The following is a 25079-nucleotide window of genomic DNA, read 5'->3' as shown; positions in this document are numbered from 1 at the left end:
CTTGCTGATACTCTTCACGCAGGAGAGTTACTGTTTGGCACCAGGCTTTTTTCTGATGCTTATGCCCTCATTCTTCTCTGCTACATCAATGAGGAGCTCCAAGCCGCGAGCCCGGAGATTGGCATACCACAGAGCCTTTTCAAGCTCTGCTATACGTTGATTTAACGCCTTTTCGGACCGGGGATTTGATCGGTCTTCAATCTTTGCCATATGCTTGCTTATTACTTCTTCTGACAAAGATAACTCTTTGCCATCAATAGGATAGCGTTGCAGCCAGGATAAAAGCACACGGGTACAGCTTAGACCATACTTCAATGTTATTGAACGAACACTGCTGCCACTGGCATAGTAGTCTGTTAGAACCTCTAATTTGAAACTTTCTTCATAATGACATTTCTTACGCTTTTGCATTTTTTTACACTTTATGGTTACACTGGGTGTAAACCCTATTCAGTATAAGACATGATATTATGCTTTCGTCCGGTGAAAGAATATGGCTGTGTACTAAATAAGGAATGTGCAGAACAAGGAATGTATCTGCCGTGGGGCAGGCCTGTTGTTAACGGGGATATAGTAATCGATATGAACCAACTGTGTGAACAGGTCGGGAAGCGGTACGGAACAAACCGGAATCAGGGGATGAACGGGACGGTTCCCGTTGCGGTAAAACAGTTCGTCTGTATTACCCGGCTCGTCGGTATCTTCCGCCTGGTTGGAAATTTCCGTCTGGTCTGCTGTATGTGTATCATAATTGGGCACAACGTATCCGAATACATCGAGTAACACCAGGAATAACATGATGATACAGATTGCGCGTGCTTTGACAGTATAAATCGTATGTTGCGTAAATGCCATGCAATAATGTACAGCTGAATTTGGGTACGAAAATACATATTCGTCCGTTCGGAACATAGTATTCAACGCGTTTTTGTGTTACTTTAACGAATTTGCTTTAACAACCATCTATTTGAGTATCTTTCTTATGTTTCTTTCCGTAAGAGTATTATATTTGTTGTAAGTATACTATAAACTAATGAATAAACTTATGGCAGGAATTGAGGATTTGAAGATATTATTGTCTTCTATGAAACCGGAATTAGATAGTAGGGAATTTGTATTCTGTACGTTTGATAATCCCCTTTCTATGGAGGTAATAACGGATTTAACCCCGATTGGTACTTTCCGGGAAAAAGAGGGATTGACATTAATTATTACAACGGATGATGCGTTATCGAACGGTATCCGTTTTGATACTGTCTATAAATTAATATCACTCACAGTTCATTCAAGTCTTAATGCTGTGGGATTAACCGCTGCCATAGCCACAAAACTAGCATCAAAAGATATCAGTGCTAATGTTGTAGCGGCTTATTATCACGACCATATATTTATTCAAAAGGAGAAAGCCGGGCAGGCGATGGAGGCTATAATGGAATTACAAGCGGAATCTTTAGTTAACGCCTGACGTTTGTTTTTGCGGATTATTGGATCGACTTTGCTTAAGCATCCATTCATATATTTGAGGATGCTTTTCGTAAAGATACTGTATGCCATGTCCTTCACCTTCTAATTTTGTAAACTTAATTTTTCCTTCACATTTATCTAATGTGTTTACAATTCGTTCTGTTTCTGTGATAGGTATCAAATTATCGGCAGTTCCATGAAACGCCCATATTGGAATATTTTTGAGATTACATATACGGGTTGTATCGCTGTCATTACAACCTCCACATAAGGGTACTATTGCTGCAAACTTATCAGGATGATCCATCGCGACGATATATGTACCATATCCTCCCATACTTATACCGGTGAGGTAAACTTTGTCGGGATCGATCCTATACTTTGCTTTTATTTTTTCATATAACGGTTCAAACCAATTATCCGAAGACCAATATTTATTATCAGGACATTGGGGTGATACTATAATAAAATCAAATTCATTACCCTGATCCACTAAATAAGGCAATCCGTACTCCTTCAATTTGTTTAAATCATTCCCTTTATGCGATCCTCCATGAAGATAGATTACAAGAGGATAATTTCTGGTTTGCCCGGAATAATCTTTAGGTAAGTATACCAGATAATCATAATCTGCTCTGGACTTTGACTGTGAGTTGATATACCCGCAGATATAAAAAGTAAAAATCAGGAGTAAATATATTGTTCTCATCTTATTGCTTCTTTTATTATAATTGTCCATTCAACTTCATCTTCTCTCAAATTTACATAGAGTTGCTTATAATACAATTCTTCAATCAACTCATTTGTTTCTTTGTTGAATATTTGTAGGTAACCGAAATCGGAAAAAATCATTTTATCATCTACACTATGCATAATCTCCGGAGAGGTCACTTTCAGGTATTTTTTACTGTGATTGACAAAAACGACGGCATTCTTTAAATAGCGTTTATTCCCTACGATGGAATCTGATTGTGCAACTTCAAATATATCATCATAATCATTGAATACAGGTTGTGCTTGTATTTGGTTTGTTTTTAAAATATGCCCCCATTTACTAGGTTTGTATATATTAATTGTATAATCAAGTAACTCGATACCTCCATATTTTCCGTGCCCGGGAATTACGATCTTTGCGGTTCCGTAATTTTCTTTCACTTTTAGTATTGTATTTGACCATTCTTTTAGATTAGCATCACCTATATTGCCATACCAACCTCCGATACTTCGCACTTCATTTCCCCCAAATAATACCTTATCTTTAGGGATCCATACGACAATGCCATCTTCAGTATGTGCCGCTCCCAGGTAATGTGCGATAACTTTCTCTCCACCAACGGTTAGCTCCAACTTTGGATTGAACCCTGTTTGAGGAACAGGTAAATTTTTCTCTTTACATATCTTTCGGGTGAGTTCATTTGCAAATGTTTTTATGCCGTAACTATTTACTGCATTGATTCCACCCATAGCATCGGGATGCCACCGGTCTATAACATATCCTATTATTTCTAGTTTTTGGTTTTTAACCCAATTAATAAGATTTTTGGTTTCTATCTCTGTTTCCGGTGTGGAAACAATGATAGCCTCTCCTTTATTAATAAATATAATACCATTATTGTCCTTGCTCGTATGCAGGTAAGTATGTTCTGTTAACTTTATTATTTTGAGGTTTTCAGAAATACTTACTTCTTGTCCGTATGAAATGGGACAACAGGAAATAAGGATTAATCCGGATATGATGAGTGTGATGAATTTTCTCATGATTATCTTCTTGTGGCTCTGCTGTTTTAGTCAGAGTGTACAAAGATATCAAAATTTAAAATGTTTGACACATAAGATTATGCAGTCTTTTCTGCGTTGAAGAAAACAGAAGAGAAAGAGAGTTGAATGGCAACAATTTATATTCAAGAATGGTCCTTTTAACCTTTGTAGATAACAGTTAGAGAGATATTTGATAAACTCTGATAACCGTTATCTATATAAGGTTAAAACTATCATTATCTATTGTTTCTCTCCTGTTACTGTAATAGAGTAGATTCCGACATTTCCTGATTTATATTTCTGAATTGTATTTTCATCCAGATGTTCATATAGTACTTCATCGGGGATAATTACTGTCTTAGTCCTTTCCACACGGATATTTGTGAAATTCACTTTTTCTATCTCTGCTAAATAGTCTTCTTTTTGAATGGCACTAGCGATACAGCCTGCATACATAGCGGCATTGTCGGTAAACTCTTTGGGGAATATCCCATTCAGTACGACATCAGAGATGCAAAAATGTCCACCCGGTTTTAATACACGGTAGATTTCTTTGAAAATAATATTTTTTTGAGGAAGCAGGTTTAATACACAGTTGCTGACAATCACATCTGCAGTATTGTCCGGTAAAGGTATATTTTCAATATCTCCTTCTAAAAAATCAACATTCGTATATCCCCGCTTGAGTGCATTGGCTCGTGCTTTAGCTATCATTTGAGGAGCAAAATCAATGCCGATGACTTTGCCGCTTTCACCAACCTCCGAGCGGGCTATAAAACAATCATTTCCTGCTCCTGAACCTAAATCGATAACGGTGTCCCCCTTTTTGATGTTGGCATATTGGGTGGGTAATCCACATCCAACTCCTAAATCAGCATCGGGTTCATATCCTTTTAGGTTTTTATAGTCTTCACTCATTATAGTGAATACTTTTTTTGATGGGGTTGCCGGAGATTTGCCGCAGCAGCAACCTTTTAGCGTGTCGGAATCTAATGCTAGTTCATTATAACGCTGTTTTACCAATTCTTTTAAATCCTGATTCTCTTTCATATTCTTTTTTATTTAAATTAAACCCATTAGGTTGTTCGTAAAAAAACGAACAATATTTTCAAAAAAAGGTGCTGTTATTCACAGCACGATGTATTTGTAGAATTACAATTATTCCAAAAAGCAGCAAATAAATTGCGGGCAAGTTCCCAATTTTCCCGGTTGATACAATACCTGACTTTAGGAGTTTCTATTTCTCCCTGGATTAATCCGGCATCTTTTAATTCCTTTAAATGTTGTGAAACAGTTGCTTTAGCAATTGGTAGTTCTTCGTGGATATCTCCGAAGAAACAACTATCCTGTTTGGCTAAAAAATTAAGAATAGCCATCCGTGCCGGATGTCCCATCGCTTTAGCAAAACGGGCAATCTGCTCTTGTTCTTTTGTATACTGTTTCGTTCTCATTATTCCTTTGCTGTTTGTTGTTCGCAAAACTACGAATAATATTCTGCTTTCCAAATGTAACTTGGTATTTTTAGTCTATTTAAAGGTTTAGTATGATTTTGACAGGTGTCAAAAGCCGGGGAATGCCATGCGGAACACTGTTCCTTCTCCGGGCTCTGAGGTCACAATAAGTTCTCCGCCGTGGAGTTGCATAATGCGGCGGGATAGTGGCAATCCTATTCCGCTTCCTTCTTTTTTGGTGGAATAAAAGGGGGTGAAGATATCTTCCAGTCGGTTTTCCGGAATGCCTTCCCCATTATCAGTTACTTGTATGAATGAAAAGGTAGCTTCTTTTCCTGACTCAACCCTGATTTGTGGCTCCGGGTTATTTGCGGTGGCCTGTAAGGCGTTGCGGATAAGATTAATGAGTGCTAGTGTTATTAAGTTTTGATCCAGTAGGATTTCTATGTTTTCCGGTGAAATATAACGGATGTTCTCACTGCCTTGTTCCGAGTTTAATAAACGGTCAAGTTTATCAAACAAAGTGCTGATTTTTACTTTTACTTTGACCGGGTCAGGGAGGTGGGTTAACCGGTGATAGGCATTCAGGAAAGTATTCAGCTGTTGTACCTGCTGGTTAATGGTTTGCAGTCCGTCAATTGTTCCTTCTTTTCCGTATTCATCATTATATTTAATCAGGTCGGCCGACAAAGAGGCTATAGGTGTAATGGAATTTCTGATTTCATGCGTCAATACCCGAATGATACTCTCGTAATAGAATCGCCGTTCCTCTAATTCGGTATGATTGTTTTCAAATTGTGTGATGATCCGGTTCATCTCCCGGAATAATCCGTTCAGGAATTTGTCGTCCCCTTTTTCCGTGAAGTGGGCGTTGAAGTCGTTATTATTGATTGCGCTGAAGAAGCTTTCCAACTGGCGGTCTGTCTTGTCCATTTTCCTTATCAGCATAATAGCCAAAGCTATGATCATACAGATACAGACAAAAGCAAAGAATAGGGAAGTCCGGCTGATCAAAAGCCAGGCACCTGAAATTGAGAATAACACAATTCCTGTTATCCCGCTGATAATGACCCGGTGTAATCTGCGATTCAGCATATCCTTTATTGCAAAAGTACAATTTAAACTAACATGATGCATTCAAAGTACTCTGCTTTCGGCTGAATGTCTGATTTATGGATAGCCACTTCCCGAAATTGTCTAAAATTTAGACGATTTCACCTCTTTGTTATAGAGGAACGCTATTTTTGTTGTCAGGCAGACAGGGACTGACTAGTTTTGACAAAAAACAGAAATATCATGAGGAACATATCATTCAAACTTATATTTCGGAGTTGGTTACGTAATAAAACATTTACTGTAATCTCTATTCTCAGCCTGGCAGTAGGTATCGCCTGTACCAATTTACTGGCCGCTTTTGTTATCCATGAGTACAATATAGAACAGGAGAATCCGAATAAGGATAGGATGGTAGTGGTTAAACAAACTATTTCGGGGGCAGGAATGACTGCCTTTAATACGGTCTCACGGGATATCACTTCCCAGTTACTCGAGCGTGTCCCGGAATTGGATAAGGCGTGCCGTGTACATCCTTATTTCATGGTTACCTATTGTAAAGCCGGAGAGAACTTCTTCAAAGACATCAAAGTAATAGAGTCGGATAGTGCTTTCCTTTCATTCTTTCCTCAGAAAATTGTAAGGGGGAGTTTTGCAGATGCCCAGGTGGGGCCGGATCGGATCGTCCTGACAGAATCTTTTTCAAAACGTTTATTCGGAGAGAGTGACCCGATAGGACAAACGGTTCAGATACTATTTGGCCCTAGTGATTTCGGGGATGAAAAAGGTTTATTGACTTTTACTGTTTCTGCTGTGATAAAAGATAACAGTCAGGCTGCTTTCGGCTTTGATGCTTTATTCTTTGGCGATCCCTCTTCCGGATTAAATTTCTTTCTGCTGAAAAAGAATGTCTCTGTTCCCGACTTACAGGCTAAAACAGGGCGTTTGGTTCTTCAGAGAAGTGATGGTCAAGATTTTGAAAATGAACTCTTCACTATTCAACAGGCCTGTTTTGATACGGTAACGCTCCCGTCATCATTGAAGAAACCAAATACGACATTACTGTTTATCGCTCTTTTTTCTGCTATTCTGATATTGGTCATAGCTTGTTTCAATTATGTTAATCTGAGCTTTTCACGTGTATTCAAACAGTTATACTCCCTGCATATACAGAAACTGATGGGTGCAGGAAGCGGACAATTGAGCATGCAATTATTTGCTGATACATTTATGACTGTTGGTTTCGGTTTCCTGATTGCACAACTGATACAATTCGACCTGTTGGGGATAATGAATCGCATCATGTCTATTCAGGTTCCGGTCAATTTCCTGTATAGTAGTCAGATGTTGCCGGTTACATTCGGGTTTATTCTTTTTCTGGCGTGTATTCCTGCTTTGTATATGAGCCGGCGTTTACCGGATATGTCGGTTTCCATGTATAACAATTTCTACCGGGGAAAAGCAAAAGGGCGTATCATTACCTCTCTGGCTATCGTTCAGTTTATTATTTCATTTATCCTGATAATCGGTAATATTTCCGTGCGGCGGCAAATCTCGCTTTTATATGATAAGGCTGAAAATTATAAAGGAATTTATACTTTTTCAGTCGGAGATAACGAGACATCTATGTTCCGGCTTAAAGAAAATATCGGTTCTCTTTCGGGCATACAGGCGGTGGCATTAAGCAATCCCATATATGAATGGCCTCTCGGTGAGTTTTCGCCGGATGGTACATATGAATCTTATACTTCAGAGGATGGCGATGAAGAAATAATGGAAGTTATGGGCTATAAGCTATTGAAAGGTCTGCCCTGGAAAGAGGCGATAGAAAGGTATCCGCATCCGGTTTATCTAAACCGTACATGGGCTCAAAGCTTGTTCCCGGATGGAGAACTGCCTGTCGGGAGTCTTATAAAAGAATACGAACCCCGATTGAAGGATCGTCCTCCTTTTGGAGATGATCATGTTATTGCCGGGGTTGTTGAAGATTATTTTAAGCTTTATATCCCTAATAGTCTTGAGACGCCTATAGATAAAGGTATTATTGGCTATACCAGGGATGGAACTAACTTAAAAATCCGTATCGCTCCCGGAAATACTTCGGTTATCAAACAAATCTATAGGGAATGGGATAAACTTTATCCGGGGAAATACCTTGAACATGAGAGCCTGTATGACAAAGTGCTGGGTAATAATAAGAAACTTTTCGAATTGTCTGACTTGTTGATGATGTATTCGGTTATCAGTATTCTGCTCACCTGTTTCGGGCTTTTTGGTATGGCGCTGTATGCTATCGAACAACGAACAAAAGAGATCGGGATCCGAAAAGTAAACGGCTCGACTACCTGGCAGATTATAAAACTGCTCAATCGTCAGTTTATTATATGGATTGGGAGCGCTTTCGTTGTTGCTGTCCCTATAACCTGGTGGCTGCTTAATCAATGGATGCAAAGTTTTGTTTATCGGGCGAGTTTTAGCGTCTGGACATATATTTTGTCACTATTAATTGTTGTCGGTATAACGTTATTAACTGTCAGTTGGCATAGCTTCAGGGCTGCTTCCGGAAACCCGGTTAAAGCGTTGAGGGATGAGTAAAAGAGCTGTCATAATGATAAAAATATCGCTAAATACATGTTGATATGTCTGTATATATGCGTTTTTCGTAACAGGTGTATATGCTCAAATAGTTGTTCTGTATAATTGTTATATACATTAATTAACAAGTTGGTTCTTGGGTTTCAACTATTCATTTCGTTTTAAACGAATTTCAAGTTCGTTTAAAACGAAATGAAATTCTCTTGAAGTAGAAAATAGGTTTGTTTTAAAGCGAAAATATGTTAATTTAGACGCGCGTGTATTCTTTTTGAAGCTTTTTTGTGGCTGAAAGGTGTGTTTTTGAACATGTTTTCTTTCCAGAATGACTGAAAAAGTGTGCGGGTTATGAATATCAATAGTAACTTGAAATATGCATAAAAGTTATGTCTGGGGGTGTTGTTGTGGCTGATAAGTGTTATTATGTGCGATAATATTCAATAATAGCGATATTTTGTATGTATACAACTCTCCAGGAGCCAAGTAATAACATACGAGCACTTACTCTTTCTCGTATGGAATCTTTACGAAGGGGATGAAATGACATTTTGATAATCTGTAAAATCAGAAATACCGTATGTTGCTTTATTTACACTGAATATTTTCTATCATTACTTCCGCTTCAACCAAAAAAGATATTAGCTTTGTCTTAATGGAAACAGGTTTACCTGGAGACATACATAAAAATATAATTTGAAGAACAGAATGAATACAGATTACAAGGTGGGCGATTTGATTTATGACGCAAATATTTATGACGGATTAAATACCTTCCTGTCTGATTTGCAATTTTACAAAAAGTGGCTGCCGAAAAATAAAGAGGCTAAAATACTAGAGCTTTGCTGCGGCACAGGTAGACTTACAGTTCCAATTGCAAAGGCGGGATACAACATTTGTGGAGTCGATTATACTTCATCAATGCTTGAACAAGCAAAGGTAAAAGCTTCTGAAGCAGGATTAGAGATCAATTTTATTGAAGCAGATATTAGATCGTTAAACTTGCAAGAAAAATTCGACTTTATATTTATTCCGTTTAATTCGATCCATCATTTATATAAAAATGAAGATTTATTTAAGGCATTCAATGGGGTTAAAAATCATCTTAAAGAAGGGGGCTTATTCCTGTTGGATTGCTTTAACCCTAATATCCAATATATTGTTGAAGGTGAAAAAGAACAGAAGAAAATTGCTGAATATACAACTGAAGATGGAAGGGCAGTATTGATCAAACAAACAATGCGTTATGAAAGCGCAACCCAAATTAATCGCATAGAATGGCATTATTTTATAAATGGTGAGTTTCATTCAATCCAAAACTTGGATATGAGATTGTTTTTCCCGCAGGAATTAGACTCCTATCTGGAGGGGGCTGGATTTGAGATTATCCATAAGTTTGGGAGTTTTGAAGAAGAACGATTTGAAAACAAATCAGAGAAACAAATCTTTGTTTGCAAAACCATGTGAATCTATTTTTTGCGCCGCCTTATTTATGCAGTTCCTTGCTCATCTTGTAATTGATGAGACACAATTGATTTGCTTTCCGCTTTTGCTCTTCATCGACTTGAAAACCTTGTTTTTCAAAAAATGGTTTAGCCGTGATGCTAACCTCTGATGTTAATTTTTTCGCACCCTTTTCTTTCGCATATATTTCGAGGTATTTATACAAAGATGATGCAATGCCTTGATGCTGAAAATCTTTGTGTACAAACAACGCATGCATATAGCCAGCATCGTTTACAGACGCAAAACCTACAATCACTCCTTTTTCATTTTCAGCCACTACATAATGTTGCTCTTTGAGAAGCTCGTCCCAATGTGCAGCATCTGCTCCACAAGAAGCCCAGTCTTTCACTTCCTCAGCTGTATAGTCTTTTCGGTTTACAGTTAGAACGGTATTCTGATATAACTCTTTCAGAGCCGGAATATCTGATAGGTTTGCTTGGCGGATTTTATTCATTTCTAAATTATTATAGTGGAAGTTCATGCTAGATACCAATGTTTAATTTTGAAATACTTCAAAGTAAAAAGCTCCTGATAAAATTTTATCAGGAGCTTTAAGTACCCAGAGCCGGGATCGAACCGGCATGGAAGTGAATCCACTGGTGTTTGAGACCAGCGCGTCTACCAATTCCGCCATCTGGGCATTTGTTTTTTTCTAATGCGTTGCAAAGGTACGCATATTTTTTATTCTTGCAAGCGTTCAGCTATTTTTTTTCAAATTATCTGTTACGGAAGGCTAATAATACAAGATAGGGAGACTAAATCCCGGATTATTTCGTTAACTTTGTAAGAGTATAATATAAAAACAACCTGTGTATCATGAAAGATAATTATTGCGTTATCATGGGAGGAGGGATTGGCAGTCGCTTCTGGCCTTTTAGCAGAGAAAGTTATCCTAAGCAATTCCTGGATTTCTTCGGAACCGGACGTTCTTTGCTGCAGATGACTTTCGACCGCTTTTCCAAAATCATTCCAACAGAGAATATTTTTATTGTCACAAATGAAGCTTACGCCGATCTGATCAAAGAGCAACTGCCTGAGTTAAAAGAAGACCAGATCCTTTTGGAACCTGCACGTAGAAATACGGCACCCTGTATCGCATACGCAGCATATCACATCAAAGCATGTAATCCGAATGCCAATATCGTTGTAGCACCTTCCGACCATCTGATCCTAAAAGAAGATGTGTTCTTGAATGATGTTCAGCGCGGGTTGGATTTTGTTAAGGAGAATAAGGCACTGGTTACATTGGGTATCAAGCCCAGTCGTCCGGAAACCGGTTATGGTTATATTCAGAGCAGCGACTCTATGCTGGGAGAATTTACCAAAGTAAAGACGTTTACGGAAAAACCGAACCTGGAGCTGGCAAAGGTCTTTTATGAGAGTGGCGAATTTTTCTGGAACTCCGGATTGTTCCTGTGGAATGTAGATGCTATTCTGGATGCATTCAGCAAATACCTGCCGGATATCGCTGTACGTTTCGACCTGGGTAAAGATAAATTCAATACGGAACATGAACGTGACTTTATCCGTGAGAATTTCCCTTATTGCCTGAAGATATCCATCGACTACGGTATTATGGAGAAAGCGGATAACGTATATATGTTGTGTGCCGACTTCGGTTGGGCCGATCTGGGAACCTGGGGATCATTGTTCGAACTGGCTCCGAAAGACGAGAACAACAATGCCGTATTGAAGAACAGTAATGCGCTGCTGTATGAAAGTTCGGGCAATGTGATCGCAGTAGGAAACCCTAAAAGGCTGACTGTTGTACAGGGACTGGATGATTGTATCGTGGCTGAATCAGGAAATGTACTCCTCATTTGTAAGAAAGACGATGAGCAACGCATCAAACAGTTTGTTGCCGATGCGCAAATAAAACACGGGGCGGAATTTAATTAAACCATTTCTTCCCCAGATAATGAACGGGATACCAGGCGGCCATAAATCCAATGGCCGCTACCGTTACAAACGCTACCAGGATATCCGTAAAGATAACACGTACGGGATAAGCATCGATAATAAAGGCACCGGCCGTCTGTCCCAGTTTGATAAGGCCGAACGATTGTTGCAACAGGCAAAGAACCAGGCCGATCATGATCCCTATCAACGCTCCGAAGCCGGAGATCATCCAACCTTCAAATAAGAATATACGGCGAATCAGGCTGTCGCTTGCTCCCATGTTGCGGAGTGTGCGTACATCATCCTGCTTCTCGATCATCAGCATCGACAGCGAACCTACTACGTTGAATAAAGCGATTGCCAGGATAAAGCAGAGGATCAGGAAAGTCATCCATTTCTCTATCTGCATCATTTTGAACGAGGCCTCTTGTTGTTCGAAGCGATCCCGGATAATGAACTCATCCCCTAAAATGCTTTTTATCTGCTTTTTTACGGAAGAAAGATCTGCTTTATCTGTCAGCTTCAATTCTATGGCGCTGACTTCTTTATCATAATGGAACAGTTCGCGGGCCAGCGAGAGAGGTACAATCATATAGCCTTCATCGTAGACCTGTTGATTGATCATGAAGACTCCGCCGGTATAGGCATATTTCCAGTTGAACGAAGAAGAAGGATTCGATAAGTTGACCTTCACATCCCGTTTAGGCACATACAATTCCAGAGGAGAGGCGAAGCCCGGCCGTGCTCCTAGTTTTGACGACAGGCCAACTCCCAGCAAGGCGTAGTCTGCCACTTCGTCTTGTAGTGTGAAATTGCCGTCTATCAGCGCGCTATCCATCATGGTAAGATGCTGGTAAGCATCATCCACCCCTTTCACGACAGCTACATCCTGACGGTCATGGTAGCGGATCAAGGCATTGTCCTGCAATGTCTCACTGAAAAAAGCAATATCCGGCAACTCCCTTATTTTCTGCATATCGGAGGTTGTCGGATCGAATACTTTTCCTGTCCGGGGCGTGATCTTCAGTTCCGGATCGAAACTGCTGAACATACCTGCAACCAGATCATTGAACCCGTTATAGACCGACAGGGCGCAAACCAATGCAATGGTAGCGACCACCACCCCGCAAACACATATCATCGATATGATATTGATCGCATTGTGGGATTTCTTCGAAAAGAGGTACCGCCGGGCTATATAGAACGGGAGATTCAAAGTTCGGATGTCTTATTTTTGAAGCAGTTTATCAATGTTTTCAATATAATCCAGCGAGTCGTCGATGAAGAAGCTCAGTTCGGGAATGATACGTACCTGCTTACCGATGCGTTTGCCCAGGTCAAAGCGGATCGCTTTGGTATTGGCGCGGATCGATTCCAGCAGCTCTTCGCCTTTTTCGGAAGGGAAGATGCTCAGGTATGCTTTGGCTACACCCAGGTCGGGGCTAACGCGCACTGCACTTACAGAAATCAGAATGCCAGGCATTCCCTGGGTCTGTTTCTGGAAAATATCGCCTAATTCTTTCTGGATCAGACGACCAATCTTATTCAGTCTTGTACTTTCCATATCGTTGTAATTTTACTTTTTCCAAATCATTGTCAGGCCGTCGCGAAGCGGAAGGATCACTTTCTCCACCCGCGGGTCTGCTTTTATTTTATCATTAAAACTAAGAATACCGATGGTTTGTTTATCTGCCGGGTGAGGTTTTTCCAATACTTTACCGTCCCAAAGCGTGTTGTCGGCCAGGATCAGGCCGCCGGGACGGATTTTCGGAAATACCAGATCGAAGTATGCTGAATATAGTCGTTTGTCTGCATCGATAAACACCAGGTCGAACGTTTCATCGAGCTGCGGGATGATTTCCATCGCGTCACCGAAATGCAGCATTATTTTATCTTTATAAGGAGAACGGGAAAGATACTTCATGATGAAATCTTCCATTTCATCGTTTATCTCAAGGGTATGGATCAGTGCATCTTCTTCAGTTCCTTCGGCCATGCAAAGAGTGGCGTAAGCGGTATAAGTACCGATTTCCAATACGCGCCGGGGGCGTAGCATGCGACAAAACATTTTCAGTATCCTTCCCTGCAAATGGCCGGACAGCATACGCGGACGCAGGAGGTTTACGTTGGCATCCCGGTTTAAGGAGGATAACAACTCGCCTTCTTCGTCACTGTGGGAGAGAATGTATTCGTCTAATGTCATTATAAATAAAGATGTTTACGGGTCAAATATACAAAGAAGATGTTACAAATAGTCTTTTTACCATGACAGACTTGATCCGTCACCGCACTTCGACTTTTATAACACCTTCTTTTATCTTTATCGGATTATTCTTTAAAAGTCGGCAGGGAATAGTTGCTTCCTGAATCCAACACTTTACCTACGTTGTTGATTTCAAGGAATGTCGTTCCGCCACCTTCGCCGAAGCTACCGCTCAGATAAGCTACCATATCGTTGCGTGTGATACGTCCGCTTTTGATCAGTTCGTTCAGCGCACTGAAGAAATAACCGCGGCGGCTGTCGTCCCAGGGTTGATAAACAGCCCATACACCGTATGACAAAGAAAGCATGCGGGTTACACGCTGGTTATAACAGATCGCAAAAACAGTGGATGTACCGCGGAATGCAGCCAGATAGCGTGCTGTACGTCCGGTATGGCTGTCTGTGATAATCGCTTTTACGTGCAACTTGTTGGATGATTTCACCGCCTGTTTTGCCAGGAATGAAGTAACATCCAGGTCGTTTCCTTCGATAGGAACGCGGATATCGTTTGCAGCCAGCTTGGTCTTTTCAGCTTCGCGGGCAACCTTCGTCATTGTCTGGACAGCTTCCAGCGGATATTTACCGTAAGCCGTTTCCCCGCTCAGCATCAACGCATCCGTACGATAATAGATAGCATTGGCGATGTCGGTCACTTCCGCACGGGTAGGACGCGGGTTCTTGATCATGGAGTGAAGCATCTGGGTAGCCACAATTACCGGCTTCTTCATTTCCACGCATTTGCGGATCAATACACGCTGAATGCCCGGGATCTTTTCTGCCGGAACTTCGATACCCAGGTCACCGCGGGCGATCATGATACCGTAAGTCACTTCCAGGATTTCGTCGATATTGTCGACCCCTTCCTGGTTCTCGATCTTGGAGATGATCTTGATCGGGCTTTTATGTTCGTCGAGGATCTGTTGGATATCCAATACATCCTGTTTGTTTCTTACAAAAGAGTGGGCGATGAAATCGAGGTCGTTCTCGATAGCCCAAAGAATGTTTTTACGGTCTTTTTCTGTCAGTGAAGGCAGGTTGATACGTACACCCGGCACGTTCACGCTCTTGCGGCTACCGAGTACGGCATCGTTTTGGACTTCGCAGACCAGGTGATCGTCATGTTTTTCGATCACTTTCAGTTCCAGGTCGCCATCGTCGATCAGGACATCGCTTCCGACGATGAGGTCGCCGACAAAATTCTTGTATGATACATAAATACAATCATGCGTAGTTTCACCGTTCGGATCACCTATGATCTTTACACGTTCACCTGTAGTAAACGGGATCGGTTCCTGGCATATCGTAGTACGAACTTCAGGGCCTTTTGTGTCCATCAGGATACCGATGCGGTCGGATACGGCACGGGCATTTGTTACGACACGGTTCAAACCTTCTTCCATCATGTGAGCCGTATTCAGGCGCACAACATTCATTCCTGCATTATACAGCGAACGGATGAATTCAACATCACAACGCTGATCAGAAATCGTAGCAACAATCTTAGTATGCTTTAACATATAACCTTATAAATATTATAACCTATTATTCCTTGTAAGAGTCGACAACAGTCAACTAGATAAGCGCTTCAAGCGCCAACCGGTATGAATCCAGACCGAACCCGAGGATCACTCCTTTGCAGGCAGCGGATATCATAGAGACATGGCGGAATGATTCGCGTGCATGTACATTTGAAATATGTACTTCTACTACCGGCGTATTTACAGCTTTTATGGCGTCATGTAATGCGATGGATGTATGTGTATATGCTCCCGCATTCATTATAATACCATCATAGTCGAAACCCACTTCGTGAATTTTGTTTATCATTTCACCTTCAATATTACTTTGATAGTACGCTATTTCGCACTGAGGATATCGGGCGCGTAGTTCGTCCAGATAACTTTCGAATGAAGCACTACCATACACTGTCGGCTCTCGTTTGCCCAACAGGTTAAGATTAGGACCGTTAATAATCTGAATCTTCTTCATTTTGCTGTAACTTTATTACCTTTGTACCACCTTGTACGGGCTGAAAATATCCGGCAAAGGTAGTGATTTTATTTGACACATACATAATTACCTGTCTACAATGCAGCAAGGAAAAGATATAATCGGCAAATATAAGACCTGGCTCCGGCTGGAGAAGTCGTTATCTGCCAATTCGATAGAGGCTTACCTGACCGACCTAGATAAACTGACCCGTTTCATCGAATCGGAGGGAAAGGATTACACCGACATAACCTATCAGGATTTACAGCAGTTCGTCGCCCAGTTGCGTGATATCGGCATACATCCCCGTTCACAGGCTCGCATCATCTCGGGTATTAAGTCGTTCTACCGCTTCATGTTGCTGGACGAGTATATAACAGTCGATCCTACCGAATTGTTAGAATCGCCCAAGATCGGATTGAAGTTGCCCGAAGTTCTGACCGTCAACGAGATAAATGACATACTCGATTCTATCGACCTGTCCTTGCCTGAAGGCCAGCGTAACCGGGCGATGCTGGAAGTGTTGTACAGTTGCGGATTGCGTGTTTCCGAGCTAACTTCCCTGCGCTATTCGGATGTTTATTTCGATGAAGGTTTTATCAAAGTGGAAGGGAAAGGGAGCAAACAACGTCTTGTCCCGATCTCCGATACGGCTATCCGGGAGATAAAGAATTATCTGCTGGATCGGAATCTGGTCGCGGTAAAGAAGGGGTATGAAGATATTCTTTTCCTGAGCCGCCGGGGGACAGGGCTTTCGCGTATCATGGTGTTTCATGTGATCAAACAGCAGGCGGAGATGGCCGGCATAAAAAAGAATGTCAGTCCGCATACGTTCCGCCATTCTTTTGCCACCCATTTACTGGAAGGCGGTGCCAACCTTCGTGCCATTCAGGATATGCTCGGGCACGAAAAGATCACGACGACAGAGATCTATACCCATATCGACCGGGAATTCCTGCGTAAAGAAATCCTGGAGCATCATCCCCGGAGCCGTTACAGGGAATGAATGCCTTTTATCCTTTCAATTAGTTCGTCTCCCAACGCCCGTTTCGTCACGATATGCTCTTTGACGGCTGTAACGAATGGGTTTTGTTCGAATGCGCCGCGAACGGTTTCAAAGTCTTCCTGTTTCTCTTTCCTGGAACCGTCTACGCCGAAGCCGGTCATTGAAGTAAGCGAGAATTCCTTTTGTGCGTCCTTGTACAGCAGCTCATCCAGTTCGATTACGGAAGACTTCCATGTCTCCACCAGTTGTATGATCTCGTTAGCGGTGATGGAGTCAAGTTTTATGCCGTAGTATTCTTCTATTTTCTTATAAGCCCACGTCCATTCCATCTCATAATACAGATAGTGCATGGTGTGGAAGAACAAATCGATAAAACCCAGCGAGGTTGTCTCCTGGTTTTCAATATCCTCGATCAGTCCATCCAGTTGGTCTTTGGGAAGGATCAGGCCGGCCAGGTCTACCCATTCTCCTTCTCCCTCTTCGGTTGTCGGGATCAATTGACTGTGTACTTCTTCCAGGCTCTTGAACCGGGTGCCTTCCAGTCTTTTGATCAATGAGTTACCCAGGAACTTATTGATTGCCATCCCATACAGTTTCAGGGCATTCCGCAGGGAAGAGCCTTTAATACGGGTGTTCTGGTAGTAATATATCTCGGAAGTCTCACCGACAAGGCTTTGCAGGTTCTTCAGGATGTCGACTGCCTTCATCATCTTCTGGATGGTGTAAGGGCTTAACAGGTTGTAGTTGATCATATCCTGTTTGTTCGGGTCGGTACGCTTGTCGCGTTTCGGCCATTTCTGGGCATCACGGATCGTTCCGACGCTCCGCAGGTTAACGCCCGGAACAAGATAAGTTTCGTCATCCTGCTCTATCAGGTAGGAGAAAGGCATGTCGGATGTATCGCTGTGATGGTGATGCCGTCCCATGATCAACGAGAAAGCGCCGATACGTGCCGGCCAGAGGATATAAGAATCGCTGGTTGTCTTGGAGCCCCTTTCCACAATTCCCTGATGGATCGGGCCGAGTTTGTACATGTGGTTGCTCTGGTTGGAACCGCTGCCGGCGTTCAGGAACGAATACATACCGGCAATCAGCAGGCTGCTCTTGTGCATGGATACCGTGAACGGACCGGCAAAGATTGCGCAAGCCTCCCCGTTTTCGAACGAACAGTTACTGAACAGCAGGGAGTCGTGTGCCGAGAAATTATGCGTCACATGGCAGGCCTGTCCGATAAAGCAGCGGATAATCTTTGCTGCATCGGCAATAACCGCTCCGGAAGAGATAATGAAGTCCTGGGCGATCACACTATCGCCGATATATACAGGAGCTTCTTCGTTACTGTTTATCGTTCCGTTTTCCAGGCGTGTGCAGTTTTCGATGGTGGTGTATGGGCCTAGATCGACATTGCGGATCGTTCCGGCATTGATTATCTTTACATCCTTACCTACTGTCCCGTAGTCGGAAGTCAGTTTTTTAGTATAATCGGCAATCATTTCCTGTAGCTTGCCGATCAGCTTCGGGCGGTGGCGGTAAAGTGCGATCACATAAGCCAAAGGGGCGGAAAGCCGGTTGAAGATCGGTACTTCACGACCGCCGGTTTCGTTTAAGACCGATACCTGTACGTTGTTGCCGAACGTCGTTTCCCCTTCCACGACCATTATGTTGACATTCTCTATATAGCAATTATCGTGAATGCGGTAGTTCGCAATATAATTATGTACGTTCTCGATCAGGATATTATTGCCTAAGAAGCAATTATGCAAAGTCGCATTCCTGATCCCGCTATGCTTCTTTATTCCGCCGGGCAGCGTAAACTCCTTTTCGAAAAGACCGATTATAACCGTTCCCGAAAAGCGAACATTAACGAGATACTTCGTATCGAAGGAAAGTGGGACTAATACCTGATCCCAGCTCTCTGCGCGGCAGTCCTGAGATTTCAGGATCGCAATCTCTTCCGGCCGCAGGTTTCTTATTTTATCCATTGGTCAACTAGTTTGTATTTCTTCCGGCTTACTCCTGTTCTTCGTCGTCGTACTGCTGGAAGAGGAAGTCGTTGTAAGGAAAACGGGTGATATGTATCTGTTTAACCCGTTCGTATAGTAATGCTTTCAAAGCATCGATATTGGTACGTTCCTTGGCGGAGATAAAGATACAGTTATCCTGCAACTTATTCATCCAGGTACGTTTCAGTTCGTCCAGGTCGATATTTTCACGTTTCCGCGGAGTGAGGTCGTCCTCGTCTTTCGGAACGAAGGTGAAGGCATCGACTTTGTTGAATACCATGATCATCGGCTTTTCGCTCTTGTCGATCTCGGCCAATGTCTTGTTTACCACCTCGATCTGTTCTTCAAAAGTCGGGTGGGAGATGTCTACCACATGAACAAGCAGGTCGGCTTCGCGCACCTCGTCGAGTGTCGATTTAAACGACTCCACCAGTTCGGTAGGTAGTTTGCGGATGAAACCGACCGTGTCTGACAGCAGGAACGGCAGGTTCTCGACAATCACTTTCCGGACAGTCGTATCGAGTGTTGCAAACAGCTTGTTTTCGGCAAATACTTCACTCTTGCTCAACTGGTTCATCAGCGTAGACTTGCCGACGTTGGTATATCCGACCAATGCCACACGAACCATCTTGCCGCGGTTCTTCCGCTGCACACTTTTCTGTTTGTCGATCTCTACCAGGTCGCGTTTCAGCTTGGCTATTTTATCCAGGATGATACGTTTATCGGTTTCGAGCTGCGTTTCACCCGGCCCACGCATACCGACACCACCACGCTGGCGTTCCAGGTGAGTCCACAGACGGGTCAGTCGCGGCAACATATATTTATATTGGGCCAGCTCCACCTGCGTTTTTGCGTTGGCGGTCTGTGCACGATGGGCGAATATATCGAGGATCAGGCTGGTACGGTCGAGTATCTTCACCTGAAGTTCTTTCTCAATGTTACGGAGCTGCTTGGGGGTGAGTTCGTCATCGAAGATAACCAGTCCGATTTCATTTTCGATCACATACTCTTTTATCTCCTGAAGCTTACCGGTTCCGACGAATGTAACGGGATTCGGATAGTCCAGTCTCTGATAAAATTGTTTCACGGCTTCGGCTCCGGCCGTATCGGCAAGGAATGCCAATTCGTCCAGATATTCTTTTACTTTCTGTTCGTTTTGCTCGGGGGTAATCAAACCAACGAGCACCGCTTTTTCTGTCAGCGCTTCTGATATGATAAATTCTTTCATGCGACAAAGATAATCATTTCAATTATTTCTTTATATTTGCGAACATAAATCAATCCAAAATAGTATTAACTATGAAAAAGAAACATTTACGTATGTTTCGGCGCATCTTAGCCGGGACTGCAATTCTAACAGTTTTAGTGCCTGTCCGGGCACAAGTGTCTAATCCGTCTGAATGGTCTGGTTTTGTGAAAGGAAGCGGGAATATGGTAGTTGTCGATACGTTTCGTATGCAGACGTTTTCGGGGGCGGCTGGTGATAACTGGGAGTATACAGTTATAGGAGAAACTAATGTGTCGGAAATACAAAAAGCGTTGGTGATACCTCTTGGTAGTGGTGTTGCTTTTGATTCTTTTAAGATAGATAACTATCGAAATGGAATAATACAAATGCGCTGTGCGGCCAAATCGCTTGCATTAAAGGAGATTATGACATTGCGTTATCTTTACGGAGGGCTATTAAAGACGAGAAAGTTGTATGAGCCAAAGGTTGATAATGTAGACCTTAATTATACTAATGCACAAATAACAGGCTCTCCCTATTCTATGGAATTTATTGCAGCTGACCCGGCAGAAAAGACTTACAATGGATATTATCTGCTTAGTGAAATATTTGCCTTTGGTCAGATCCCCCAATATTCTCTTTTTTCCGGTAATGGGAACTGGAACGATACAATTCGTTGGTCTCATCTTCCCCCTTTTCGTCACCGGCGTGCTTTGATAAATGGGGGCGTAGAAATCAATTCTTTGGTACAATGTAACCAGGCTGGTTTAGCTGACGGTAGCTTACGTATTATTGATAAAGGTCATTTCATTGTGGATGAACTGTTTCTCCATAACACTGACATTTCACTGACAGTAGCCGGAGAGCTAACAGTAAATAAGCAGATAACGATATACTATACCTTCCCTGAAAAAGGTAAATGGTACTTCCTCTCTTTCCCTTTCGATGTTTCCCTGAAAGGGCTCGATCCCCGTTTTCAGTTGAAAGATGATGCCTTTTCCGGTAATGGAAATTACCTGTATGTGCAAACTTATAACAGCGACAAACGAGCTTCCAGTCAACAGGCTACCGGAAACTGGGAAGTCTTTCCTATGCCGTCCTCTTCAGAGAATCCTCTTATCTTTGAGAAAGGAAAAGGCTATCTGGTCGCATTAGACGCTGCGGCATCTGACAATACATTGACCTTTTCTGTCGATAAAGAGAATATACCGGACAATTTCGGTAAGGCCACCTCTATACCTATAAATATATCATCTTCCGGTGATGTTGATACCGATCATAGCGGTTGGTATCTTTGTGGTAACCCGCTGCCCGCACCGTTGGAACTTTCCCGGATAAAAACTGATCCGGCACTGGATGGAAATATCTATTTATACGCTGGGAATACCTATAAGCCCTATCCGATAGGCAGCAATTACGCACTTCCGCCATTTGCCGCTTTCTTTGTCAAGGCGACGGCTGCTACCGCGTTGACTATTATCGGTGAACTATCTGCGGCAAATGCAATCTTGCTGAAATCCGATTTCTCTTTGCGTTCAGAGTTGGCAGAGCCGACAGAAGTTAAGACCCAAATATCCCAAGTCGAAAAGGAAACAGGGAAAAGTTTCTTAAAAGGCAATACACTCTATCTCGACAATCTTCCGTCTGCCGGAAAAGTAAAAGTGATAGATGTTACCGGACGCGTTGTATATTACCGCGCTGTATTAAATGGTTCATCCGTGTTGCCTTTGTCTCTCCGGTCCGGCTTGTACATTATTATTATTGAAGCCGGTGGTTATCGCGCCCAACACAAATGCGTTCTGACCCAATAAAAGCCGGAACTATCTTGTATCTTTGCCTGTTCAAAGTAATAAAGAAGAAAATCGGTATGAAGAAGATTAATATTACAACCGGTGTCCTGTTGATCTACCTGATCGTAATGAGCGTATGGGGCTGGCCCGGAAAGCAACCCGACCCCGACTGGGTACAGTATTTCGCTGTCATGGGAGTATCCGTGTTCGTCATCCTTCTGCTGCGTTATCTGCAAATCAAGCGGATGAAGATGCGTAATAAGTGGAAGGAAGAGAACAAACGGTAGTTCAATGCCTGGAACTTGCCCCTAGAGAAACTGGATGGCCTGGGAGATAACTTCCCCTGGAGCCGATGTAAACTTATTTACCTCCGCAATAAAACATTGTTCGACCTTCGTCAGACAGCTGTTCGACAAGTGTGAGACAGCTGTCTGACGAGTGTCGAACAGCTGTCCCACACCCGTCGAACAAAGTTTTCCTCCGTACCCCGCTGAAATTGCGACCGCGCTGATCGGTAATTCCCTCCCGGATAGTTGGAAATATGTCCGGGATCATCCTCCCTTCCCGCCGGGTAATGCTCTTTATCTGGTAGGTAACTTCATCTTTAATACTTATTAACTCCTTTTCTCTTGCTTGCTTACGATTATTTCGTAAGTTTGCGATACAATCGTAAATAAATAGAAATCATGGAAAAATTGACAATGCAGGAAGAAGAGGTAATGCGCTGGATATGGCAGATTGGTCCTTGTTTCGTTAAAGATATACTGGCGAAGTATCCGGATCCGAAGCCCCCTTACACCACGCTTGCTTCTATCGTGAAAAATCTGGAACGCAAAAAGTATGTGAAGAACAAACGCTATGGTAATACGTACGAATACACTCCCCAGATACCGGAGAGCGAATATAAACGTACCTTCATGAGCGGTGTTGTACGCAACTACTTTGAAGACTCGTACAAAGAGATGGTTTCCTTCTTCGCCAAAGAGCAGAAGATCTCTACGGATGATTTGAAAGATATCATCGATCTGATAGAAAAAGGAAAAGAATAAACCTTTTAATACCTTATTACCATGACACCGGAATTTGCCTACTTTCTGGAGGTGAATGTAGCCTTTGTACTCTTTTATGCCTTCTACCGACTGCTCTTTTATAAGGACACGTTCTTTAAGTTGCGTCGCTTCTCTCTTCTTGCTTTCTTTGGGCTGGCGTTGATTTATCCCCTGCTCAACATACAGGAATGGGTGAAGGAGCAGGAGCCCATGACGGAAGTGATACAGATGTATTCGGCTATCCTGCCGGAAATAACCGTGACGCCCGAAGTGGTGGTCGAAACAGACTGGAAGAGTATCCTGCTCTCGGCAAGTTCTTATTTTTACTGGGGTGTTGTGGCCCTTCTTTTAGTCCGCTTCCTCGTTCAGTTAGGCAGTATCCTGCTACTGGCTTACCGTAGTCGGCGGACGGTCATACACGGCGTGCCTGTTTATCAACTGGATAAACCCGCCGGGCCTTTCTCGTTCTTCCAAATGATATTCATACATCCGGAAAACCATTCGGATAAAGAGATAGATGAAATACTTACACACGAATGTACCCACGTATTCCAATGGCATTCGGTAGATGTGATGATTTGCGAGCTGATTACCGTTATATGCTGGGTGAATCCCTTTGCATGGCTTCTCAAACGGGAAGTGCGCCATAACCTTGAATACCTGGCAGATAATACCGTTATCCAATCCGGATACGACAGCAGGAGCTACCAGTATCACCTGTTAGGTCTTGCCCATCACCATCAGGCTGCAGCAACGTTATATAATAGCTTTAATGTATTACATCTAAAAAACAGAATTAGTATGATGAACAAAAAGAGATCCAATGGGATCGGAAGAACAAAATACCTGATATTCATTCCACTGGCGGCATTCCTGATGCTACTCAGTAATATTGAGGCGGTTGCCCGCATTACGGGACAAATTGCAGCCGATGCAGTTGCCGAAGTAAAGGAAGCGACCGAGATCAGCCTGGTTCCGGCAGAAGCCGTGAAAGTGAAAGGTCAGGTAATAGACGATTTTAACGGACCGATCATCGGTGCGAATGTGCTTGTAAAAGGATCCAATGTCGGAACAATAACCGACATGGATGGTAACTTTGTACTCGAAACGACAAAAGATGCCGTCCTTGTATTCTCTTTCCCGGGAACAAAGGCGAAAGAAGTGGCAGTGAAAGATGTGCTGGGTGACCTGAAGGTGCAGTTGTATTCCGACGGAACCATTCAGCGGCCTCAGTCGGGTACTGCATCTTCTACTCCTCAACGGCAGTCTGATGAACCGCAAATGGTATCGGATAAGATCTTTACGGTTGTGGAAGTGATGCCGGAATTTCCCGGCGGACAAGGTGAATTGCTTAAATTTCTGGCCAAGACTATCAAATATCCGGTGATTGCACAGGAGAACGGTATTCAGGGACGTGTTACGGCTTCATTTATCATAGAGAAAGACGGTTCTATCCGTGATATCGAAGTGATCCGTGGTGTCGATCCGTCACTCGATATGGAAGCTGTCAGGGTACTTTCTGCAATGCCGAGATGGACACCCGGAAAGCAAAGGGGACAGGATGTGGCCGTTAAATATACGGTGCCGGTTACTTTCCGCTTGCAGGGAAAAACAGAGAATCAACCCACTCCGGGCAAGGATGATATAGTCGTTGTTGGTTATGGTAGCGACGAGGCTGATAAAGTAGCCGATTCTAACCAGGTCTTTGCAATGGTGGAAAAGATGCCGCTATTTCCCGGTGGACAGGACGGCTTGATTGCGTTTTTGGCAAAGACAATACAATATCCGAAGGAAGCACAGGAGAAAGGTCTTCAAGGACGTGTTGTCTGCTCATTTATTGTGGAGAAAGACGGTTCGCTCAGTGATACGAAAGTAATTCGGGGTATCGACCCGTCATTGGATCAGGAAGCTTTGCGTGTCATTAGTGTGATGCCGAAATGGACTCCGGGAACACAGCGCGGAAAGGCTGTTCGGGTTAAATATACCGTTCCTCTGACTTTCACCTTGCAGTAACCACCAAATAATACGAAG

General features: G+C 42.7%; 24 protein-coding genes and 1 tRNA gene. 9 read left to right on the top strand and 16 right to left on the bottom strand.

The window, feature by feature from the left end; all coding sequences use genetic code 11:
* Nucleotides 1-27: 27 nt before the first annotated feature.
* Together HMPREF1212_RS19585 and HMPREF1212_RS19580 are read right to left on the bottom strand one after the other, a co-directional pair.
* Nucleotides 28-411 carry a hypothetical protein gene (locus tag HMPREF1212_RS19585; RefSeq protein WP_046149985.1) on the bottom strand — a complete coding sequence of 128 codons (384 nt, stop codon included), beginning with the start codon at nucleotides 409-411 and terminating at the stop codon, nucleotides 28-30.
* Nucleotides 412-504: 93 nt separating this feature from the next.
* Nucleotides 505-855, bottom strand: a complete 351-nt coding sequence (locus HMPREF1212_RS19580) for a hypothetical protein (RefSeq protein WP_232430166.1) — start codon at nucleotides 853-855, stop codon at nucleotides 505-507.
* Nucleotides 856-1045: 190 nt separating this feature from the next.
* On the opposite strand from HMPREF1212_RS19580, the gene HMPREF1212_RS19575 reads away from it, so the two are divergent.
* The gene (locus HMPREF1212_RS19575; protein ID WP_046151247.1) at nucleotides 1046-1465 is read left to right on the top strand and encodes an ACT domain-containing protein; all 420 of its coding nucleotides are present in this window, start codon (nucleotides 1046-1048) and stop codon (nucleotides 1463-1465) included.
* On the opposite strand, the gene HMPREF1212_RS19570 is transcribed toward HMPREF1212_RS19575, so the two are convergent.
* From HMPREF1212_RS19570 to HMPREF1212_RS19550, 5 genes are all read right to left on the bottom strand, one after another.
* Nucleotides 1451-2173: a carboxylesterase family protein gene (locus HMPREF1212_RS19570; RefSeq protein WP_046150764.1), complete on the bottom strand. Its 723-nt coding sequence runs from the start codon at nucleotides 2171-2173 to the stop codon at nucleotides 1451-1453. The two genes, HMPREF1212_RS19575 and HMPREF1212_RS19570, sit on opposite strands and share 15 nt — an antisense overlap.
* The gene (bla, locus tag HMPREF1212_RS19565; protein ID WP_052725052.1) at nucleotides 2170-3222 is read right to left on the bottom strand and encodes a subclass B1 metallo-beta-lactamase, long type; all 1053 of its coding nucleotides are present in this window, start codon (nucleotides 3220-3222) and stop codon (nucleotides 2170-2172) included. The genes HMPREF1212_RS19570 and bla overlap by 4 nt, the downstream gene beginning before the upstream one ends.
* A gap of 240 nt (nucleotides 3223-3462) precedes the next feature.
* On the bottom strand, nucleotides 3463-4272 hold the full coding sequence (gene arsM, locus HMPREF1212_RS19560) for an arsenite methyltransferase (protein WP_028726420.1): 810 nt from the start codon (nucleotides 4270-4272) through the stop codon (nucleotides 3463-3465).
* Between the two features lie 74 nt (nucleotides 4273-4346).
* Nucleotides 4347-4673 carry an ArsR/SmtB family transcription factor gene (locus HMPREF1212_RS19555; RefSeq protein ID WP_028726419.1) on the bottom strand — a complete coding sequence of 109 codons (327 nt, stop codon included), beginning with the start codon at nucleotides 4671-4673 and terminating at the stop codon, nucleotides 4347-4349.
* A gap of 108 nt (nucleotides 4674-4781) precedes the next feature.
* Nucleotides 4782-5768, bottom strand: a complete 987-nt coding sequence (locus HMPREF1212_RS19550; RefSeq protein WP_046150763.1) for a sensor histidine kinase — start codon at nucleotides 5766-5768, stop codon at nucleotides 4782-4784.
* A 201-nt stretch (nucleotides 5769-5969) separates the two neighbouring features.
* Here HMPREF1212_RS19550 and HMPREF1212_RS19545 point away from each other — a divergent pair, with 201 nt between their 5' ends.
* Nucleotides 5970-8321 carry an ABC transporter permease gene (locus HMPREF1212_RS19545; RefSeq protein ID WP_046150762.1) on the top strand — a complete coding sequence of 784 codons (2352 nt, stop codon included), beginning with the start codon at nucleotides 5970-5972 and terminating at the stop codon, nucleotides 8319-8321.
* 702 nt (nucleotides 8322-9023) lie between these two features.
* Nucleotides 9024-9782: a class I SAM-dependent methyltransferase gene (locus HMPREF1212_RS19540; RefSeq protein ID WP_046150761.1), complete on the top strand. Its 759-nt coding sequence runs from the start codon at nucleotides 9024-9026 to the stop codon at nucleotides 9780-9782.
* A 19-nt stretch (nucleotides 9783-9801) separates the two neighbouring features.
* On the opposite strand, the gene HMPREF1212_RS19535 is transcribed toward HMPREF1212_RS19540, so the two are convergent.
* Together HMPREF1212_RS19535 and HMPREF1212_RS19530 are read right to left on the bottom strand one after the other, a co-directional pair.
* A complete protein-coding gene (locus HMPREF1212_RS19535; RefSeq protein WP_046151245.1) occupies nucleotides 9802-10275 on the bottom strand; it encodes a GNAT family N-acetyltransferase in 474 nt (157 codons plus the stop codon).
* Nucleotides 10276-10377: 102 nt separating this feature from the next.
* Nucleotides 10378-10461 (bottom strand) — tRNA-Leu (locus HMPREF1212_RS19530).
* 176 nt (nucleotides 10462-10637) lie between these two features.
* Between HMPREF1212_RS19530 and HMPREF1212_RS19525 the strand changes: the two genes are divergently transcribed.
* Nucleotides 10638-11720 carry a mannose-1-phosphate guanylyltransferase gene (locus tag HMPREF1212_RS19525; RefSeq protein ID WP_046150760.1) on the top strand — a complete coding sequence of 361 codons (1083 nt, stop codon included), beginning with the start codon at nucleotides 10638-10640 and terminating at the stop codon, nucleotides 11718-11720.
* Here HMPREF1212_RS19525 and HMPREF1212_RS19520 read toward each other — a convergent pair.
* The 5 genes from HMPREF1212_RS19520 to aroQ all read right to left on the bottom strand — a co-directional run bounded on the left by HMPREF1212_RS19520 (nucleotide 11713) and on the right by aroQ (nucleotide 15972).
* Nucleotides 11713-12936, bottom strand: a complete 1224-nt coding sequence (locus HMPREF1212_RS19520) for an FtsX-like permease family protein (protein ID WP_046150759.1) — start codon at nucleotides 12934-12936, stop codon at nucleotides 11713-11715. The two genes, HMPREF1212_RS19525 and HMPREF1212_RS19520, sit on opposite strands and share 8 nt — an antisense overlap.
* Before the next feature lie 12 nt (nucleotides 12937-12948).
* Nucleotides 12949-13284 (bottom strand): 30S ribosome-binding factor RbfA, encoded by a 336-nt coding sequence (gene rbfA / locus HMPREF1212_RS19515; RefSeq protein ID WP_028726410.1) that lies wholly within the window; start codon nucleotides 13282-13284, stop codon nucleotides 12949-12951.
* Between the two features lie 12 nt (nucleotides 13285-13296).
* Nucleotides 13297-13923: an O-methyltransferase gene (locus tag HMPREF1212_RS19510; RefSeq protein WP_046150758.1), complete on the bottom strand. Its 627-nt coding sequence runs from the start codon at nucleotides 13921-13923 to the stop codon at nucleotides 13297-13299.
* 125 nt (nucleotides 13924-14048) lie between these two features.
* Nucleotides 14049-15500, bottom strand: a complete 1452-nt coding sequence (gene pyk / locus HMPREF1212_RS19505; RefSeq protein WP_028726408.1) for a pyruvate kinase — start codon at nucleotides 15498-15500, stop codon at nucleotides 14049-14051.
* Nucleotides 15501-15555: 55 nt separating this feature from the next.
* Entirely contained in the window at nucleotides 15556-15972 is a 417-nt protein-coding gene (gene aroQ, locus HMPREF1212_RS19500) for a type II 3-dehydroquinate dehydratase (protein ID WP_028726407.1), read from the bottom strand.
* Between the two features lie 100 nt (nucleotides 15973-16072).
* Here aroQ and xerD point away from each other — a divergent pair, with 100 nt between their 5' ends.
* Nucleotides 16073-16978, top strand: a complete 906-nt coding sequence (gene xerD / locus HMPREF1212_RS19495) for a site-specific tyrosine recombinase XerD (RefSeq protein WP_046150757.1) — start codon at nucleotides 16073-16075, stop codon at nucleotides 16976-16978.
* Here xerD and HMPREF1212_RS19490 read toward each other — a convergent pair.
* Entirely contained in the window at nucleotides 16966-18960 is a 1995-nt protein-coding gene (locus HMPREF1212_RS19490; RefSeq protein WP_046150756.1) for a DUF4954 family protein, read from the bottom strand. The genes xerD and HMPREF1212_RS19490 overlap by 13 nt on opposite strands.
* A gap of 28 nt (nucleotides 18961-18988) precedes the next feature.
* The gene (hflX, locus tag HMPREF1212_RS19485; protein ID WP_028726404.1) at nucleotides 18989-20209 is read right to left on the bottom strand and encodes a GTPase HflX; all 1221 of its coding nucleotides are present in this window, start codon (nucleotides 20207-20209) and stop codon (nucleotides 18989-18991) included.
* A 71-nt stretch (nucleotides 20210-20280) separates the two neighbouring features.
* On the opposite strand from hflX, the gene HMPREF1212_RS19480 reads away from it, so the two are divergent.
* The 4 genes from HMPREF1212_RS19480 to HMPREF1212_RS19465 all read left to right on the top strand — a co-directional run bounded on the left by HMPREF1212_RS19480 (nucleotide 20281) and on the right by HMPREF1212_RS19465 (nucleotide 25061).
* Nucleotides 20281-22020 (top strand): T9SS type A sorting domain-containing protein, encoded by a 1740-nt coding sequence (locus HMPREF1212_RS19480; RefSeq protein ID WP_046150755.1) that lies wholly within the window; start codon nucleotides 20281-20283, stop codon nucleotides 22018-22020.
* A gap of 56 nt (nucleotides 22021-22076) precedes the next feature.
* On the top strand, nucleotides 22077-22286 hold the full coding sequence (locus tag HMPREF1212_RS19475) for a hypothetical protein (RefSeq protein WP_028726402.1): 210 nt from the start codon (nucleotides 22077-22079) through the stop codon (nucleotides 22284-22286).
* A 399-nt stretch (nucleotides 22287-22685) separates the two neighbouring features.
* Nucleotides 22686-23048 carry a BlaI/MecI/CopY family transcriptional regulator gene (locus tag HMPREF1212_RS19470; protein ID WP_028726400.1) on the top strand — a complete coding sequence of 121 codons (363 nt, stop codon included), beginning with the start codon at nucleotides 22686-22688 and terminating at the stop codon, nucleotides 23046-23048.
* A 21-nt stretch (nucleotides 23049-23069) separates the two neighbouring features.
* On the top strand, nucleotides 23070-25061 hold the full coding sequence (locus tag HMPREF1212_RS19465) for a M56 family metallopeptidase (RefSeq protein WP_046150754.1): 1992 nt from the start codon (nucleotides 23070-23072) through the stop codon (nucleotides 25059-25061).
* The last annotated feature ends 18 nt before the right edge of the window (nucleotides 25062-25079 follow it).

The organism is Parabacteroides sp. HGS0025, from assembly GCF_000969845.1.
Taxonomy (GTDB): domain Bacteria; phylum Bacteroidota; class Bacteroidia; order Bacteroidales; family Tannerellaceae; genus Parabacteroides; species Parabacteroides gordonii.
This window is presented reverse-complemented; position numbering and strand designations above follow the sequence as displayed.